The organism is Streptomyces sp. CB02058, assembly GCF_001905505.1.
Classification (GTDB): Bacteria; Actinomycetota; Actinomycetes; order Streptomycetales; family Streptomycetaceae; genus Streptomyces.
The window spans coordinates 1,391,779-1,407,388 of record NZ_LIPG01000001.1 but is presented as its reverse complement, the minus strand read 5'-3'; the positions used below and the strand labels follow the sequence as shown (position 1 = coordinate 1,407,388).

The following is a 15,610-nucleotide window of genomic DNA, read 5'->3' as shown; positions in this document are numbered from 1 at the left end:
GGCCGAGGCGGAGTGCGCGACCCGGCCGGCACGCGGCCCGTCCCGGCCGTGAGGAAGGTACGACGCGGCCCGTCCCGGGCCGGCGGAGTGCGGCACTCCCTGGGCCGACAGCCCCTCCCGCCCGTAACGGAACAGGCGGCTCCGCCGACGCGTGGCCCCTACCGGGCCGTAGCGGAATGCGTAACTCCGAGGACACGCAGACCTCTTGACTTCGCAACATCCGGAATGGAGAGTGCCGGGCACTGTACTTGTACACACCATCGGCCCGGAGGCGCCTGTGTGCGATCTGCACGACCCCAGCGACCACGACCACGCGGTACGGACAGGTGACGGGCTCAGCCGCCGCCGGATCATGCAGATGCTCGGAGCCGCCGGAATAGCCACCACGGCGGTCGCCGCGACGGCGGACCCGGCCATGGCGGCGGCCTCCGACGAGGCGGCCGGACTCGCGTCGGCGGACGCCGCCGCCTACACCGCGCCCGAGGGGCTCGCCGAGGACTCGGCGGCGAAGCGGACGGCGCTCGGCTGGATCGAGAAGAACGCCTCCCGGATCACCGGGCTGAACGACGAGATCTGGGAGCACGCGGAACTGAGCCTGCGGGAGTGGAACTCCTCCCTGGCCCAGGCCGACTTCCTGCGCAAGGCGGGCTTCGACGTCCGGTTCGGGACGGCGGGCTTCCCGACCGCCTTCACCGCGACGTACACCCGCGGCAGGGGCGGCCCGGTCATCGGTTTCAGCGGTGAGTACGACGCCCTGCCCGGCCTGTCCCAGAACAAGGGCGTGGGCGAGCACGACCCGAAGGAGTACATCCACGATCCGTTCGCCCCGGGCTACGGGAGCGGCCACGGCTGCGGGCACTGCGCCCTGGGAGCGGCTGCGGCGGCGGCAGCAGCGGCGGTCGCCGAGGCGTCCCGGCGCCACAAGCTCGACGTGACGGTGAAGTTCTTCGGCTCGACCGCCGAGGAGCAGCTGATCGGCAAGACGTACGCCGTCAGCAAGGGCGTCTACGACGGGCTCGACGCCTTCCTCGACTGGCACCCCTCGACCGGCAACGCCACCGGCTGGGGCACGTCCAACGCGATGACGGCCGTCACCTTCACGTTCCTCGGCGTCGCCGGCCACGGCGGTACCCCGCTGGGCAACAAGAGCGCGCTGGACGCGGCCGTGATGATGGCGACCATGTCGGAGTTCCTCCGCGAGGAGAGCATGGGCCCGTCCGCCCGGCTGCACTGGGTGATCAACAACGGCGGGGACATCCCCAACGTGACCCCGGAGATCGCGGAGATCTCCTACTACGTCCGCGAGGGCAGCGTCGCGCGCGTCGCCTCGCTGCTGGACAAGGTCATCGCCGTGTCGGAGGCCGCGGCGACGGCGAGCCGCACCTCGGTCCGGCACCGGATCACCTCCGCGTGCTGGAACCAGCTCCCGTCGAAGGCGTTCGCCGAGCTGATGTACGACAACATGCGCCAGATCGGGCCGCCGGTGTTCTCGGCGGACGCCCAGCGTCTGGCCAAGGAGCTCCAGAGCTCGCTGGGGCTCCCGGAGAGCGGCCTGCACGACAAGATCGGCACCCTGTCCCCGCCCAACCCGGTCTTCCTGGGCGGCGGTTCCACCGATGTGGCCGACATCAGCTGGCAGGTGCCGACCGTCTCGATGGGTGCCGCGCTCGCCCCGGTCGGGTCGAAGATGCACACCTGGTCGACCGCCTCGTGCGCGGGATCGGCGCCGGGCCACGCGGCGATCAGGGCCGCGGCCGCCTATCTGGCCGCCACCGCGGTGGACCTCCTGGTGAAGCCGGAGCTGCTGGCCGGCATCAAGGAGGAGTTCCGGAAGCGGACCGAGGGCCTGACGTGGAAGACCGCGCTGCCCGAGGGGTACGAGCCGCCGATGTACGAGCCGCCGGCCTGGTTCCTGAAGAAGACCGGACAGAGCTGGCCGCCGGAGAACATCACCTGGCCACCGCGCCGGGTGGTCAGCAAGGAGAAGTTCGCCTCGCTCGGCCCCGCGCTGGAGCCGCAGGTCTGACGCGGCGCCCGGCATGACGCGGCGGTGCCCCCGCCCGGCCCCGGAAACGGCCGGACGGGGGCACCGCCGTGTGTGCGGTGGACGCGGTCAGCAGCCGCCGCAGTTGTAGTACGTCACGTCCCAGTGGTTGCCCTCGTCGGCGTAGACGTTGCCCGAGCCGGACTTGTACTGCGGGGCGCCGTCGCCGCGCAGGCCGATGTAACTGAACACGCCCTTCACGTAGTTCGTGAGGCAGGTGCTCTTGCCGAAGTCGAGCTTGTAGCCGTTCCAGTGCGAGTACGTGCCGCTCGCGTGCCCCGTCTCGGTGCCCCCGGTGATGTTGAGCGCGCACCCGGTGGCGCTCTTCAGCGTCTGGGCGCCCTGGGCGCTGGTCAGGTTGAGCTGGTCGAAGGACGTGCAGGTGGAGACGTTCCTGTTGGAACAGCCCCCGGAGGACGACCAGGTGATCCCGGACGAGGTGAAGCGGGAGGTCGCCTGGGAGTGCGTCAGCTTGGTCACGGCGTGCGCCTCGGTGGCACCGCCGCCGAGCACGCCGACGCCGGGCGCGAAGAGGGCGCCGAGCACGAGGGCGAGGGCGGTGAGGGCCGAGCGGAGTCTGGGACGGTTCAGCATGGGGAAAGTCCTCCTGCTCATGACAATTAGGGGGCAGGGAGATACTGCCCCAGCTCTACGCGCGTCCGCCAGGGGGTCACAGCGGACAGGAGCGCGGCGGGCGCGACTTTCGGACCGGCCTGGACCCTTGATGTTGAACTTTGAACAAGATGGGTCTACAGTGAATCTCGTTGAAGGTTAAACCAAACGTTCGGCGGTCCGATCCAACGGAACGCGCCGGAACACGTCCCCGAGGAGGAGCCATGGCTCTGTTCAACCGCAAGAACACCGCCCCGTCCACCACCGCGACCCTCGCCGTGGACCCGGCGCTGGCCGCCCTGACCGGCACCTACACGATCGACCCGGCCCACAGCAGCATCGGCTTCACGGTGCGCCACGCCATGGTCACCAACGTGCGCGGCTCCTTCGGTGACCACGAGGGCACCCTCGTGCTGGACGGCACGGACCCCTCCGCCTCCAACGCCTCGATCGACGTCAAGATCGCCAGCGTCGACACCGGCATCGCCGACCGCGACGGCCACCTGGTCAGCGGCGACTTCTTCGACGCCGAGACGTTCCCCCTGATGACGTTCCGCTCCACGCAGGCCGAGCAGCTCGGCGGCGAGACCTTCCGCATCACGGGCGACCTCACGATCAAGGACGTCACCCGCCCGCTCTCCATCGACCTGGAGTTCAACGGCTCCGCCACCGACCCCTACGGCAACCAGCGCGTGGGCTTCGAGGGCAGCGCCGAGATCCTGCGCTCCGACTGGGGCCTGACCTACAACGCCGCGCTGGAGACCGGCGGCGTGCTGGTCGGCGACAAGGTCAAGCTGAACTTCGACATCTCCGCGATCAAGTCCGCCCCGCAGGCCTGACGCACCCCCACCGAGCGCGCCCGCCGGCCCTCCCCCTTCCGGGGAGGACGGCGGGCGCTCGGCGTCAGCGGTCCGCCGGCCTGCGGCGGACCTTCAGCGCGTTGTCGGTGCGGGTCGTGGGGTTGCCGTCCGGGTCGTTCTGGATGCGTTCGTGTTCCTCGCTGAGCAACACCTCCCACTCGCCCTCCGGGAGTTCGAGGGAGGCGAGCACCTCGTCCGTCGTCGGCAGCTCCATCTCCGGGTGGTCGTGCTCCCAGGAGGGGAAGCCGGCGTGCCCGACGATCAGCAGCACCCCGCCCGGAGCAACCGCCGACGCCGCCCGGCGCAGGATCGCCTCACGGGGAAGGTCGCCCATCGAGTGGAGGAACTGGGCGGAGACCAGGTCGTACTCCCCCTCCGGGAACGACGCCCCCAGGTCGTGCCACTGCCAGTCGATGCGGTCAGCGACACCGGCCTCGGCCGCGTGGACCGCAGCGCGCTCCAGCGCGACCCGTGAGATGTCGGTCGCCGTGACATGCCAGCCCCACCGGGCGAGCCACACCGCGTCGGCGCCCTCGCCGCAGCCCAGGTCGAGCGCGCGGCCGGGCCCCAGGCCCTCCACCTCGCGGACGAGGACGACGTTGGGGTTCCCGCTCCAGATCCGGTCGCTCTCGCGGTACCTGTCGTCCCACATCTCGGCGTCGGTGCGGGTGCTGTCCGTGGTCATCGGGTCTCCTGAAGTCCGTGACGGCGGTCCCCGAGCACGCGCTCGGTGACCTGGCGCTCGGCCTCGGCCGAGAAGGGGGTGCGGCGGGCCTCGACCGCGCGGCGGGTGTCCTCCTCGACGAGGTCCATGTTGATCATCGACGCGGACTTGAGTCCGGCGGCTGCGGCGCCGACGACCTGCTCCATGAGGTTGGCGACGTTACCGGCCACCCATACCCCGGGCACCTCGGTCGCCCCGGCGGGGTCGGCCGCGATGTACGTGCCGACGACCTGGCCGCCGATCTCCATGGGCGTGGGCCGCAGGCCGAGGCCCTCCAGGACCGCCGAGCGGGCGGTGAAGCGCGGAGCGACCACGAGCGCCTCGCGCGGGATCACCGTGCCCCCGGCGAGGCGTACGCCGGTGAGCCGGTCGCCGGTCACCTCCAGCCCGGCCACCTCCCCGTCGACCACGGAGATGTCCCGGGCGGCCAGACGCTCGTACTCCTCGTCGGTGAAGTCCGCCCGGTCGTGGCGGAACAGCACCACGTCGTCGGACCACTGCCGCCACAGCAGTGCCTGGTGCACGGCCATCGGATTGACGGCCAGAATGCCGACCGCTCGGTCCCGCACCTCCCAGCCGTGGCAGTACGGGCAGTGCAGCACCTCCCGGCCCCAGCGCCCGGCCAGCCCGTCGACCGCCGGCAGCTCGTCGACGAGCCCGGTGGTCACGAGGAGGCGGCGCGCCTCGACGACGCCGCCGTCCTCCCGTACGACCCGGTAGCCGTCGGCCTCCTTCGCGGCGGACACGACGTCGCCCCGGACGATCTCCGCGCCGTAGTCCGCCGCCTCGGCCCGGCCGATGGCCAGCAGCTCCGAGGGCGGGGTGCCCTCGCGCCCCAGGTAGTTGTGCACGTGGGACGCGGGCGCGTTGCGCGGTCTGCCGCCGTCGATCACGAGCACGGAACGCCGCGCCCGTGCGAGGGCGAGCGCCCCGCTCAGTCCGGCGGCCCCGCCGCCGATCACCACTACGTCGTACCGCTGGTTCGTCTCGTTCATGCGGAACACCTCCTGTCACGGCAGATGGTGCGCCCGCTCACCCCGTTCGACAAACTTGCTTGCCGAAGCGGCAAACTCGCACCAGACGGTCTTCCCCGGCTGCCGCTCCCCCACCCCCCAGTCGTCGGCGAGCGCCTCGACGAGCACCAGCCCCCTGCCCCACTCCGCGTCGAGCGGGGGCACGGCTTCCCTGACCTGGCCGCCCCCGCTGTCGTGCACCTCGACCCGGAGCACGTGGCCCAGGGTGAGGTGGACCCGGAAACCTCTGCCCGGCGGCACCCCGTGGATCAGCGCGTTGGTGGCGAGTTCGGTCACGCAGAGCAGTACGTCCCCGATGTCCACCTCGCACGCCCAGTCGAGCAGCGCCTGCCGTACGAACTTCCGCACGAGGGGGACGGACCTGCGCTCACGCCGGTAGAACGCCTCACGGAAGGAGGCGAGTCGCGTTGTCTCATTCACAGGACGACTGTCACAGAACGTCACTACTGTGAAGCACCGCGTCAGGTCGTACACCAGGTTTGTACGAGCCCTGACGGGTCCGGCGGGGCTCGGGTACGGGGAAAGGCACGGCATGCATTCGGTGAAGAGGAACAAGCGCGTCACGTCCTGGCATGTCATCGGCGCGCAGCTGGCCGCGTTCCGCCGCGCGGCGGGGCACACGCAGACATCGCTGGCCGACCGGTTCTGCGTGGGCGAGGACACGATCGCCTCGATCGAGCAGGGGCGCCGCGCACTCCAGGCGAACTTCGCGGCACAGCTGGACGAACTGCTGGATACGAAGGGGGCGTTGGGGGTCGCGGTGGCGAAGGTGCCGCAGAAGGAGCGGTTCCCGGCGTTCGTGCAGGACTTCGTGGAGTACGAGCAGGAGGCGGTGACGCTGCTGTCGTATCAGAGCCAGGTGGTTCCTGGGCTGCTCCAGACCGAGGAGTACGCCAAGGCGGTGTTCGCGAGCCTCTACCCACCCCTGGAGGACGGTGAGTTGGAGGAGCGCGTCGCGGCCCGGCTCGACCGGCAGCGCGTCTTCGACCGCAAGCCCCGACTGATGGCCAATTTCCTGTTGGAGGAGTGCATTCTGACGCGCCCCCTCGGGGGCCGGGCCGTGCTGCGCGAGCAGATCCTGCACCTTCGCCACTGTGCAGAATTCCCCTTTCTGGGACTCCAGATCATGCCCACGAACCGTGAGACACATGCCGCGCTCGATGGGCCGATGGTGCTGCTGGAGACGCCCGACCACGATCAACTGGCTTACATCGAGGGGCAGCGCGTCAGCGTGCTGATCGACGACCTAGACGAGGTCAGTGTGCTGCACCAGAAATATGGGATGCTGCGTTCGCAGGCGCTGTCCCCCGAGGAGAGCAAGCGCCTATTGGACGACCTGCTAGGAGAGTCATGACGCGCGCAGCACACGGCACAGGCCTCACCTGGTTCAAGTCGAGCTACAGCGGCAGCGAAGGCGGCGACTGTCTCGAAGTCGCCTACGACTGGCACAAGTCCAGCTACAGCGGCAGCGAGGGCGGCAACTGCGTCGAGGTCTCCGCCCACCCCTCCGCCGTGCACATCCGCGACTCCAAGGTCACCGACGGCCCGGTCCTGACCGTGCCCCCGGCCGCCTGGGCGGCCTTCGTGAGCGCCACCGCCTGAGGACACCGACCCGCCCAGGGTTTCACCAGCGGGCGACCAGCGTCTCCTCCTTCCCCCGGTTGCGATACAGCCAGGTGGTCCCCGGCGCGACAGCTCCGCTCAGATAGCCGACGATGGGGTCCCGCTGCGTTGCGCTGTCCAGCTTGCCGAGCAGCTTCAGGGCGTCGGGCAGAGGGAAGAAGGCGGCCTGTTCGATGTCGTCGTCCTCCGGCGCGACGTCCCCCGACCACTCGTCGACCTCGAAGGCGACGGCCAGCGCGGAAGGGTGCCGTTCGGAGTCGATGTGCATGAGGAACGCGGTCCGTACCGGGTCGCCCACCAGCAGCCCCGTCTCCTCACGCAGTTCGCGCCGGAGAGCTTCGTTCATCAGCTCGCCGTCCTCGACTCCACCGCCGGGGAGGGACCAGAGGTTCTCGCCGTCGGCGCCGAGGCTCTCACGCACGAGCAGGACGTCGTCGCCTCGGCGGACGATGCCGATGACCAACTGCACACGGGGAGCCGGGGTTTTCGGATTCTCTGCTGCCATGCAACAGACCGTATGTGACGGCCGGTTCGCAGGTGGCCCGGGCCGCCATGGGTGAGCTCTACGGCAGATCGACGGTCACACCGAGCCCCGTGGCGGCGATGTCCGTCCGCACCGAGGGCAATTCCGGACGACGGACATCCGGGGTTTCCACGGGCAGTTCCGGTATCGGTTGGCGTGTGGCCACCGAGGGCAGTTCGGGCGCCGGTGAAGCGGACCCGATCGATATCTCCACGACCACCCGGCCCGGCGGATCGTAGGTGTCCGACTGCTTCTCCGGGACGGACCGCGAGGAGGCGCCCTGGCGCCGCGGGTCCGTGGAGGGGAACGCCGGGGCCGGACGCACCCGGGCCGTGCGGGGGGCGGGGAACTCGGCAACCGGTGCGGCGGGCGGCGCCAGGGCCTCGGATCTGCTGCCAGGAGGCGGGCCGTCCGGCCGGTCGAGGGGCCCGGCGGGGAGCACCGCTCCCGCGACGGCGAGGGTCACCGCCGCCGTGGTCGCTCCTGCGGACTGACCGGCGCCCGTACGGGGAAATCTGCGCACACACAGCCATGCTGCCGCGGCCAGTGCGAGGCTCCCGGCCAGGGTGCCGCGCAGCGACCTCCGGGCCCTGGACAGCAGCGACTCGGTCGCCCGGTAGCTCAGCCCCATGGTTTGGGCCACCTGCCCGACGTCGAGGTCCTGTGCCTGGAGCCGGAGCGCCTGTGCCTGGCGGGCCGGGAGGAGTTCGGCGGTGCGTTCGGCCAGCCATCTGGCCTCCGCGCGGTCGCACGCCTCCTCCTCGACCAGGGGGGATGCGGCGGGAGCGGCGGACAGGGACACGCCCAGCTCCCGGTCGCGGGCGATCTGCCGCTGCCGGTCGGCACACGCGCGTACGGTCGCGAGCCTGAGCCACGAGCGGACCCGGCCGTACTGGACACCGGGGTCCTCCACCGCGCGGATCATCGCCTCCTGGACGGCGTCCTCCGCCTCCTCGGCGCTCGACGACCGGCTGCGCGCGATCTCCAGCAGTTCGTCCCGGTGACTCCAGATGAGCTCCCACCGGTTGCCCGGGGCACCTGGACGAGGAGCGGTGCTCGGCTCGCTCACGTTCAAAGCCTCTGGTCCGTGGTCTCGGGTCGGATGTGCGTCGGCGAGGTCGGCCCGACGGCCCGTGTGCCCCGCGACCCGGCAGGACGGGGGTGGGGGCACACGGGGCCGGCCTCGGGTCAGACCGAGAGCGTGGCGGCGGAGCCGAGCCCGGCGACACCGAGCACGTTGGCGCCGACGGCGCCCGAGACGCTGCCGGAGAGCAGGTCGGCGTTGAGCCCACCCGAGATGCCACCGACGAGGGGCGCCTCGACGGAAGCGGCGCCGGCGAGGCCGCCGGACACGGCGTCCAGGTCCGCGTCGGAGATTTCCTGGGTCGCTATCTGGGGGGTGGAGCTCATGATGTGAATTCCCTTCGCATTAATTCCGAAATTCCGAATGGCCCGGCCCGACTCCGCAGTGGGGAATGGGCCTTGCCGCTGCCACGGCCACAGGAAGGGTTTTATCGGCCGCCCGGAGGCGTCGAATTTCCTTACGGCTTCCGCGATGTGAGGGATGTAAACACGCGAGGCTGCCGCAGGGCCACCTTCCGGTATTTCCACGGCTGTTTCCGGGGCGACACGGTCACATCACCCCATGGACCCGTACAGTTCCTTCACTTGTCCGGCCGACGGACGTTCCACCGGCGGGTTCACCGATACCCCGCGAAAGGGACATAGCCTTCTGCCGGCGTCATGGTTCCGGCCCGCACCGTGCGAGCCCCGGCACGCACCCCGCCGTCTGCGGACACCGTGTGCAGATCCGCAGCAGACGCCCCGGCCTGTGCGCCGGGGCCGACCCGGGGCAAGGGCCGGGGGATCTGGGATGCTGCCCGCACCCGCCTTCGCCCCGAGGGCGGCGCGCTCCCGCCGGACGCCCCGCATGGAGGTTCACGTGACCGTTCCGCACAGCTCCGTCGCCCGGGTGATCGAACGCGTCCCGCCTCCCGTCGCGGCTGTGGACGGCCATGGGGACTGGGCGGAGGCCGAGCGCGCCCTGGGCACCCCGCTGCCCGAGGACTTCAAGCAGCTGGTCACGGCGTACGGGCGCGGGGACTTCTGGGGCGCGCTGTGTCTGTGCACCCCGTTCGGCGACAGCAACCCGGTCCCGCTCCGGGCGGACCTGCTGGAGGACTTCGGTCCGCTGCGCGACGACTTCCCCGAGGACTATCCGTACCCCTTGTTCCCGGAGCCCGGCGGGCTGCTCGCCTGGGCGGTGACGGAGAGCGCGGCGCACGTGTGCTGGCTGACCGAGGGGCCTCCCGAGTCCTGGCCCGTGGTGATCTGGTCACGGGACGACGACTACGAGCGGTTCGACTGCGGGGCCGGTGCGTTCCTCGAAGGCCTGACGGACCGCGGCATCACCTCCGAACTCCTGCACCACGACCCGGAGCTCACCCCCTGGTTCGACCCCACGATCCCGCTCGATCACGTGTACGTGAAGCTGGGAGACGGGGCGCGCCCGTACTCCGAGCGTCTGGGAATCCTGCGCGAGGCGCTCGGCCCCACGTCGGACCGTGGCGGACACGAGCACGACGGGATGCGGCAGGACCACTTCGCCGTGGACGGCACCGGCTGGCTCATGACGTACGAGTCCGCCTACGGCCATCAGCTCCGGGTGGCGTTCCCGCCCGCCGACAGCGAGTCGGCGCGGCGCGCGGTGCTGGCGGCGGTGGAGCTCATCGGGTGCCCCGTCCTGTCGGTGGACACCGTGCACGGCACGTCGTCCTGGGCCTGCTCCTCGCACACGGCCTGACCAGGACCTGTCCGCCACGGCCCGCCGTCGGCCGCCCGCTCCCGCACCGCGCCTCCCGTACGCCTCTTCACCGAAGCCTGTCGCATGTCTGTACGCGCATCGGCGCTTCGGTGTACGTTCTCGGGCCGATGGCCTTGGGAGCGCTCCCACTCCCCAGCCCCCCACCGTTTCCGCTCCGCACGAGGAGGAACGACATGAAACGCCTGCTCGCCTTACTGGCGACCTGCGCGACGATCCTGGGCCTGACAGCCGCACTGAGCCCACAGGCGGTGGCCGCCACCGGCTGCAAGGTCGACTACACGGTCACCAGCCAGTGGACGGGCGGCTTCCAGGGCGGGGTGAAGATCACCAATCTGGGTGCCCCCGTCAACGGATGGACACTCGGCTTCACCATGCCGGACCCGGGGCAGAAGATCGCCCAGGGCTGGAACGCCACCTGGTCGCAGTCCGGTTCGGCGGTCACCGTCACCGGCCTCGACTGGAACCGCGCGCTGGCCACCGGCGCGTCGGCGGAGGCGGGATTCACGGGCACCTTCACGGGCGCCAACCCCAAGCCCACGGCGTTCACACTGAACGGCGTCGCGTGTACGGGCGGCACGACGGAGGAACCCCCGCCCGACCCCGTCGACGGAACCCCCGTGGACATCAACGGCCCGCTCCACGTCTGCGGCGTGAACCTGTGCAACCAGTACAACCGCCCCGTCCAGCTGCGGGGCATGAGCACGCACGGCATCCAGTGGTTCGACGCGTGCTACAACGCCGCCTCCCTGGACGCACTGGCGAACGACTGGAAGTCGGACCTGCTGCGCATCTCCATGTACGTGCAGGAGGACGGCTACGAGACCGACCCGGCAGGCTTCACCAGGCGGGTGAACGAGCTCGTCGACGCGGCCGAGGCCCGCGGCATGTACGCGCTGATCGATTTCCACACCCTGACGCCGGGCGACCCGAACTACAACCTGGAGCGCGCGAAGACGTTCTTCGCCTCCGTCGCCGCCCGTAACGCCGGCAAGAAGAACGTGATCTACGAGATCGCCAACGAGCCCAACGGCGTGAGCTGGTCGGGCATCAAGAACTACGCGGAACAGGTCATCCCGGTGGTCCGCGCCGCCGACCCGGACGCCGTCGTCATCGTCGGCACGCGTGGCTGGTCCTCGCTGGGCGTCTCGGACGGCTCCAGCGAGAGCGAGGTCGTCAGCAACCCGGTGAACGCGACCAACATCATGTACGCGTTCCACTTCTACGCCGCGAGCCACAAGGACAACTACCGCGCCACTCTGAGCCGGGCGGCCTCCCAGCTGCCGCTGTTCGTGACGGAGTTCGGCACGGTGAGCGCCACCGGCGGCGGGGCGATGGACCGGTCGAGCACCACGGCCTGGCTGGACCTGCTCGATCAGCTGAAGATCAGCTACGCGAACTGGACCTATTCCGACGCCGACGAGAGCAGCGCGGCGTTCCGGCCGGGCACCTGCGCGGGCAGCGACTACAGCAGCAGCGGTGTGCTGACGGAGTCCGGTGCACTGCTGAAGAGCCGCATCAGCACGCCCGACAGCTTCCCCACCAGCTGACGTCCGGCGGGGCCCCGGCCACGCCGGGGCCCCGCGCAGGGTGGCGGGACCGCTCCCGCCACCCTCCCGCACCCCCTCACCCCCACCTCGGAGGCACCCGTGCGCGACCTTCTCCCTCGATTACCCCGCCGCTCATGGGCGGCACTCCTCACGGCCCTCGTGCTGCTGGCGTCCGGCTTCACCGCGCTGTCCGGCCTCACCGCGACGTCCGCCGCCGGCGCGGCGTCCAGCTGCCGGGTCGACCACACGGTCGACGAGTGGACGGGCGGCTACGTCGCTCGGATCAAGGTCACCAATCTCGGTCCGGCGCTCGACGGCTGGCGCCTGACCTGGACGTACACCGGGGACCAGCAGGTGACGTCGGCCTGGAACGCGACCGTCACCCAGACCGGGGGTTCCGTCACCGCCGTCCACACGGACGCGAACCGCGCCCTCTCCACCGGTGGCACGGTCGAGTTCGGCCTCCAGGGCACCTGGCGGTCCGCCGACCCCGCACCGGTGGACTTCGCCCTCGACGGCGTGTCCTGCGGGGACGGCACCACCCCGCCCCCGACCACACCGCCGCCGACCACACCTCCCCCCACGACACCTCCGTCCGGTGCGGACTGCGACGACGCGTTGATCTGCTCGGACTTCGAGGACCAGGCCGGTCCCGCCCCGTCGGGCGCCTGGCAGTTCACCGCACCCGACTGCCAGGGCACCGGTACGGCCTCCGTCGACACGGCCGTCGCACACAGCGGCAGCAGATCGCTGCGGGTCGACGGCGGGACCGGTTACTGCAACCACGCCTTCGTCGCCTCCACCGCGGACCTGTCCTCGCTCGGCCCGGTGATGTACGTACGCATGTGGGTCCGGCACACCACCGCTCTCCCCGCCGCCCATGTCACCTTCGTCTCGCTGCCCGACACCTCGCAGAGCGGGCGGAGCCTGCGCGTCGGGGGCCAGAACGGCGCCCTGCAGTGGAACCGCGAGATCGACGACGCCACCTTGCCGGCCCAGAGCCCGGCCGGAGTGGCGCTGAGCAGGCCGCTGCCGACGGACAGCTGGCAGTGCCTGCGTCTCGCGATCGACACGACGGCCCCCGGCCTCGACACCTGGCTCGGCGACGAGCGGGTTCCCGGCCTGCACGCCGACGGTGTCCCCACACAGGACGTCGACCAGCAGTGGCTGGCCCGGACCACGCCGCCCCGGCCCACCGCACTGCGCCTGGGCTGGGAGAGCTACGGGACGGGCGCCGACACCCTCTGGTTCGACGACGTGACCGTCGGCTCGGCGCCCCTCGCCTGCTGAGAGGAACTCCCCCTGCCCGCAACGGAATCGGATGCCCTCCGGCGGACATCGTCGCTAAGGTCCCGCTATGACCGCCAACCCGGGTTCCGCCCCGCCCTCCCTGACCGCGGGCAACCGCTCCGGCTCCTTCACGCTGGAGCGACGATCGATACTGCTCACAGAGGGCAGCGTGCGACGGCGCATACCACTGGAAGCCATCGAGGTGGTCCGCGTGGACGACGGGGCGCACCGGCCGGCGGTACAGGTCGTCCTGACCGCTCCCGCGGGCACACCCGGCGCGGTCTTCCGGGTCGGCTGCCGCAACGCCGCGTCCGCGACGGCCTTCGTGGAGGCGGCCGGCCGGGCGCTGCCCGTGAGAGAGGCGGACGCACCGCGCGAGGACGGCGGGGCGCGGGTCGTCGTGCTTCCGCCGGCGGAAGACCGTGACAGGAGGTCGGCCCGCGACTGGCTGACGATCGCGGCTCTCCTGACGCCCGTGGCCCTCTACGTGGCGGGGCTGGTCGTCCTGATCGCGCACGGGGACGTGCTCGGGGTGATCTTCTGGCTCCTCGGTCTGAAGCCCCTGGCCTTCGGCCTGTTCCTGTACGGGGCGTCGGCGAAGGCTCTGTACGACCGGTGGCTCCTGCGCAGTCGCGGCATCTCCGTGGTGGCGACGTTCGACCACACCGAGGGCAAGAAGCGGATCTTCGGCTTCGTCGACGCGGAGGGAGTGCGGCGGTTCTTCGAACCCGACCACGCGGCCGAGCCCGTCGGCGGGGCACCGCAAGGGGTGGCCGCCCACTACGACCCCCGGCACGCCGATCGGGTCAAGGCCGTCCTGCCGGTGCGGACCTGGGTGCTCAGGACGATCGGGGTGGCCTTCGGCGGCACGTTCCTGCTGGTCATCGGGTTCTTCCTCGTGCCCTACCAGCTGATCGAGGTGCTGTCCCGCTGACCGGCCGAGGCGGATCACCCTCGGCTCGGGCGGTGTCGTACGGCCGCTGGGGCGGCCGAAGCCGGTTGCGTCGGCTTCGGCCGTCCCGCGCGCCCCGGGGTGCAGGGGGTTCGTCCGGATCCGTCCGCCACGAATGACATAGTGATCCCCAACGCAAGGTTCAAATGGGGGAGTTCGGGCTCGTGAGGATCGCTCGCTGGTTGGTGCCGGTCGTTGCCGTGGGTGTGGTGACGCCGGTGTCCATCGGAATCGGGACTCTGTTACTGGGCTCCGACGACAGCGAGGCGGCCGGCGGCGGCGTACCCGCGTCGGTGGGCACCGAGCTGAAGGCGGGCGACGTGGGTGTCCCCGTCATGTACGCGAAGCTCATACGTGACGCTGCGGAGGACTGCGGCGACAAGCTGCTCACCGCGCCCGTGCTGGCCGCGCAGCTGAAGCGGGAGAGCAACTTCAACGCGAGGGCCAGATCGGTCGCGGCGGGCGAGCCGGCGGACGACGAGGGCTCGTTGACGGACCCGCGGAGCGCGGAGCAGCGGGCCGAGGACGAGAAGGCGGGCGGGGACGGCCTCGCCGACGAGGAAGCGACCACCGGCCCCGGCTCCGAGGACGGCTCCCCGGGCGCGGACCTGGCCGACGCGTCCAAGGCCGAACGGCCCGTCACCAGAGGCATCGCGCAGTTCTCCGACGCCGACTGGGCGGCCGAGGGCATCGACGGCAACAACGACGGCGTGAAGGACGTCCTGGACCCGGCGGACGCCATACCGGCGCAGGGCAGGAAGATGTGCGAGCTCCTGGGGACCGCGAAGAAGCACCCCGGCTACCGGGGCGCCCCCCTCGAACTGGCCCTGGCGGGCTACCGGCTGGGATGGAAGGCGGTCGAGGAGTACGGCGGCGTGCCGCGGGCGAGCGGAGCGGACGGCGAGACGTACGCATACGTCGAGGCCGTCATGAAGTTCTCCCCCAAGATGGTCGTCCCGGTCGGCGGCGCCATGTCCGGCGGCTGGACCCTTCCCGTCGAGGGACCGGCCGGCACCCCGTACCACCAGAGGGGCACCTCCTGGTCGACCGGTCTGCACACCGGCGTCGACTTCGTGGTCCCCACCGGGACGCAGGTCAAGGCGATCGGCCCCGGCGAGGTCGTCACGGCCGGGGACGGCGGGGACTACGGCAACCAGGTCGTCATCCGTCACGAGGACGGCACGTTCAGCCAGTACGCCCACCTCTCCCAGGTGAAGGCCGTGGTCGGCCAGAGCGTCCAGGGCGGCACGCTCATCGGCTGGTCCGGCGACACCGGCAACGCCACGGGGCCGCATCTGCACTTCGAGGTCCGCACGGGGCCCGCGTTCGGGTCCGACATCTCCCCCGTCCCGTTCCTGCGCGCCAAGGGCCTGATCCTCTGAGGGCGGCGCACCGGCCGTGGGGGCGTGGGCTACACACGGTCACCCCCGGCGGGGCCGGGCGGAGCAGCGTGCCCGGTGATCGCAAGAGGATCGCCAACCGGCATGCGGAGCAGGGCAGTTCGAGTTCACGACCGTGCGGTCAGTGACCTGTCCGCCGGGCCTCGCGGCCACGGGAAACACGAAGATCTGACCATT

Annotated in this window: 16 protein-coding genes; 9 read left to right on the top strand and 7 right to left on the bottom strand. The window is 71.1% G+C overall.

All coding sequences use genetic code 11. The features are described 5' to 3' along the window. The first annotated feature begins 277 nt into the window (after nt 1–277). Nucleotides 278–2,026 (top strand): amidohydrolase, encoded by a 1,749-nt coding sequence (locus tag AMK10_RS06460; RefSeq protein ID WP_073745643.1) that lies wholly within the window; start codon nt 278–280, stop codon nt 2,024–2,026. Nucleotides 2,027–2,113: 87 nt separating this feature from the next. On the opposite strand, the gene AMK10_RS06455 is transcribed toward AMK10_RS06460, so the two are convergent. Beyond that, nucleotides 2,114–2,638: a hypothetical protein gene (locus tag AMK10_RS06455; protein WP_073745641.1), complete on the bottom strand. Its 525-nt coding sequence runs from the start codon at nt 2,636–2,638 to the stop codon at nt 2,114–2,116. Between the two features lie 242 nt (nt 2,639–2,880). On the opposite strand from AMK10_RS06455, the gene AMK10_RS06450 reads away from it, so the two are divergent. Continuing rightward, on the top strand, nt 2,881–3,495 hold the full coding sequence (locus tag AMK10_RS06450; RefSeq protein ID WP_073745639.1) for a YceI family protein: 615 nt from the start codon (nt 2,881–2,883) through the stop codon (nt 3,493–3,495). 64 nt (nt 3,496–3,559) lie between these two features. On the opposite strand, the gene AMK10_RS37930 is transcribed toward AMK10_RS06450, so the two are convergent. From AMK10_RS37930 to AMK10_RS06435, 3 genes are read right to left on the bottom strand one after another with little or no spacing between them, the layout of a single operon-like run. After that, nucleotides 3,560–4,201: an SAM-dependent methyltransferase gene (locus AMK10_RS37930; RefSeq protein WP_073745637.1), complete on the bottom strand. Its 642-nt coding sequence runs from the start codon at nt 4,199–4,201 to the stop codon at nt 3,560–3,562. Next, nucleotides 4,198–5,235, bottom strand: coding sequence for an NAD(P)/FAD-dependent oxidoreductase (locus AMK10_RS37925; RefSeq protein ID WP_073745635.1), 1,038 nt, complete (start codon nt 5,233–5,235; stop codon nt 4,198–4,200). Before AMK10_RS37925 ends, AMK10_RS37930 begins: the two co-directional genes overlap by 4 nt. A 15-nt stretch (nt 5,236–5,250) precedes the next feature. Beyond that, nucleotides 5,251–5,694: an ATP-binding protein gene (locus tag AMK10_RS06435; protein ID WP_073745633.1), complete on the bottom strand. Its 444-nt coding sequence runs from the start codon at nt 5,692–5,694 to the stop codon at nt 5,251–5,253. Between the two features lie 112 nt (nt 5,695–5,806). Between AMK10_RS06435 and AMK10_RS06430 the strand changes: the two genes are divergently transcribed. After that, the gene (locus AMK10_RS06430; protein ID WP_073745631.1) at nt 5,807–6,628 is read left to right on the top strand and encodes a helix-turn-helix domain-containing protein; all 822 of its coding nucleotides are present in this window, start codon (nt 5,807–5,809) and stop codon (nt 6,626–6,628) included. Further along, nucleotides 6,625–6,876, top strand: coding sequence for a DUF397 domain-containing protein (locus AMK10_RS06425; protein ID WP_073745629.1), 252 nt, complete (start codon nt 6,625–6,627; stop codon nt 6,874–6,876). Before AMK10_RS06430 ends, AMK10_RS06425 begins: the two co-directional genes overlap by 4 nt. A gap of 22 nt (nt 6,877–6,898) precedes the next feature. Here the strand turns inward: AMK10_RS06425 and AMK10_RS06420 are convergent, their stop codons facing one another. From AMK10_RS06420 to AMK10_RS06410, 3 genes are all read right to left on the bottom strand, one after another. Further along, nucleotides 6,899–7,402 (bottom strand): NUDIX hydrolase, encoded by a 504-nt coding sequence (locus tag AMK10_RS06420; RefSeq protein WP_073745627.1) that lies wholly within the window; start codon nt 7,400–7,402, stop codon nt 6,899–6,901. Nucleotides 7,403–7,460: 58 nt separating this feature from the next. Beyond that, on the bottom strand, nt 7,461–8,489 hold the full coding sequence (locus tag AMK10_RS06415) for an RNA polymerase sigma factor (RefSeq protein ID WP_158070864.1): 1,029 nt from the start codon (nt 8,487–8,489) through the stop codon (nt 7,461–7,463). A gap of 119 nt (nt 8,490–8,608) precedes the next feature. Then, nucleotides 8,609–8,830 (bottom strand): hypothetical protein, encoded by a 222-nt coding sequence (locus AMK10_RS06410; protein ID WP_073745623.1) that lies wholly within the window; start codon nt 8,828–8,830, stop codon nt 8,609–8,611. A gap of 532 nt (nt 8,831–9,362) precedes the next feature. Here AMK10_RS06410 and AMK10_RS06405 point away from each other — a divergent pair. The 5 genes from AMK10_RS06405 to AMK10_RS06385 all read left to right on the top strand — a co-directional run bounded on the left by AMK10_RS06405 (nt 9,363) and on the right by AMK10_RS06385 (nt 15,415). Then, nucleotides 9,363–10,223, top strand: coding sequence for an SMI1/KNR4 family protein (locus AMK10_RS06405; RefSeq protein WP_241839481.1), 861 nt, complete (start codon nt 9,363–9,365; stop codon nt 10,221–10,223). 194 nt (nt 10,224–10,417) lie between these two features. Beyond that, nucleotides 10,418–11,791 carry a cellulase family glycosylhydrolase gene (locus tag AMK10_RS06400; protein ID WP_073745619.1) on the top strand — a complete coding sequence of 458 codons (1,374 nt, stop codon included), beginning with the start codon at nt 10,418–10,420 and terminating at the stop codon, nt 11,789–11,791. A gap of 159 nt (nt 11,792–11,950) precedes the next feature. Next, the gene (locus AMK10_RS06395) at nt 11,951–13,081 is read left to right on the top strand and encodes a cellulose binding domain-containing protein (RefSeq protein WP_382566571.1); all 1,131 of its coding nucleotides are present in this window, start codon (nt 11,951–11,953) and stop codon (nt 13,079–13,081) included. A gap of 67 nt (nt 13,082–13,148) precedes the next feature. Next, nucleotides 13,149–14,015 (top strand): hypothetical protein, encoded by an 867-nt coding sequence (locus tag AMK10_RS06390; RefSeq protein WP_073745615.1) that lies wholly within the window; start codon nt 13,149–13,151, stop codon nt 14,013–14,015. Between the two features lie 164 nt (nt 14,016–14,179). Further along, nucleotides 14,180–15,415 carry a M23 family metallopeptidase gene (locus tag AMK10_RS06385; RefSeq protein ID WP_073745613.1) on the top strand — a complete coding sequence of 412 codons (1,236 nt, stop codon included), beginning with the start codon at nt 14,180–14,182 and terminating at the stop codon, nt 15,413–15,415. Nucleotides 15,416–15,610: the final 195 nt, after the last annotated feature.

What these genes read in the sequence shown, in the direction of transcription:
- AMK10_RS06455 (WP_073745641.1), bottom strand. Translation starts at nt 2,638, where the DNA reads ATGCTGAACCGTCCCAGACTCCGCTCGGCCCTCACCGCCCTCGCCCTC.
- AMK10_RS37925 (WP_073745635.1), bottom strand. Translation starts at nt 5,235, where the DNA reads ATGAACGAGACGAACCAGCGGTACGACGTAGTGGTGATCGGCGGCGGG.
- AMK10_RS06425 (WP_073745629.1), top strand. Translation starts at nt 6,625, where the DNA reads ATGACGCGCGCAGCACACGGCACAGGCCTCACCTGGTTCAAGTCGAGC.
- AMK10_RS06410 (WP_073745623.1), bottom strand. Translation starts at nt 8,830, where the DNA reads ATGAGCTCCACCCCCCAGATAGCGACCCAGGAAATCTCCGACGCGGAC.
- AMK10_RS37930 (WP_073745637.1), bottom strand. Translation starts at nt 4,201, where the DNA reads ATGACCACGGACAGCACCCGCACCGACGCCGAGATGTGGGACGACAGG.
- AMK10_RS06400 (WP_073745619.1), top strand. Translation starts at nt 10,418, where the DNA reads ATGAAACGCCTGCTCGCCTTACTGGCGACCTGCGCGACGATCCTGGGC.
- AMK10_RS06430 (WP_073745631.1), top strand. Translation starts at nt 5,807, where the DNA reads ATGCATTCGGTGAAGAGGAACAAGCGCGTCACGTCCTGGCATGTCATC.
- AMK10_RS06385 (WP_073745613.1), top strand. Translation starts at nt 14,180, where the DNA reads ATGGGGGAGTTCGGGCTCGTGAGGATCGCTCGCTGGTTGGTGCCGGTC.
- AMK10_RS06390 (WP_073745615.1), top strand. Translation starts at nt 13,149, where the DNA reads ATGACCGCCAACCCGGGTTCCGCCCCGCCCTCCCTGACCGCGGGCAAC.
- AMK10_RS06420 (WP_073745627.1), bottom strand. Translation starts at nt 7,402, where the DNA reads ATGGCAGCAGAGAATCCGAAAACCCCGGCTCCCCGTGTGCAGTTGGTC.
- AMK10_RS06450 (WP_073745639.1), top strand. Translation starts at nt 2,881, where the DNA reads ATGGCTCTGTTCAACCGCAAGAACACCGCCCCGTCCACCACCGCGACC.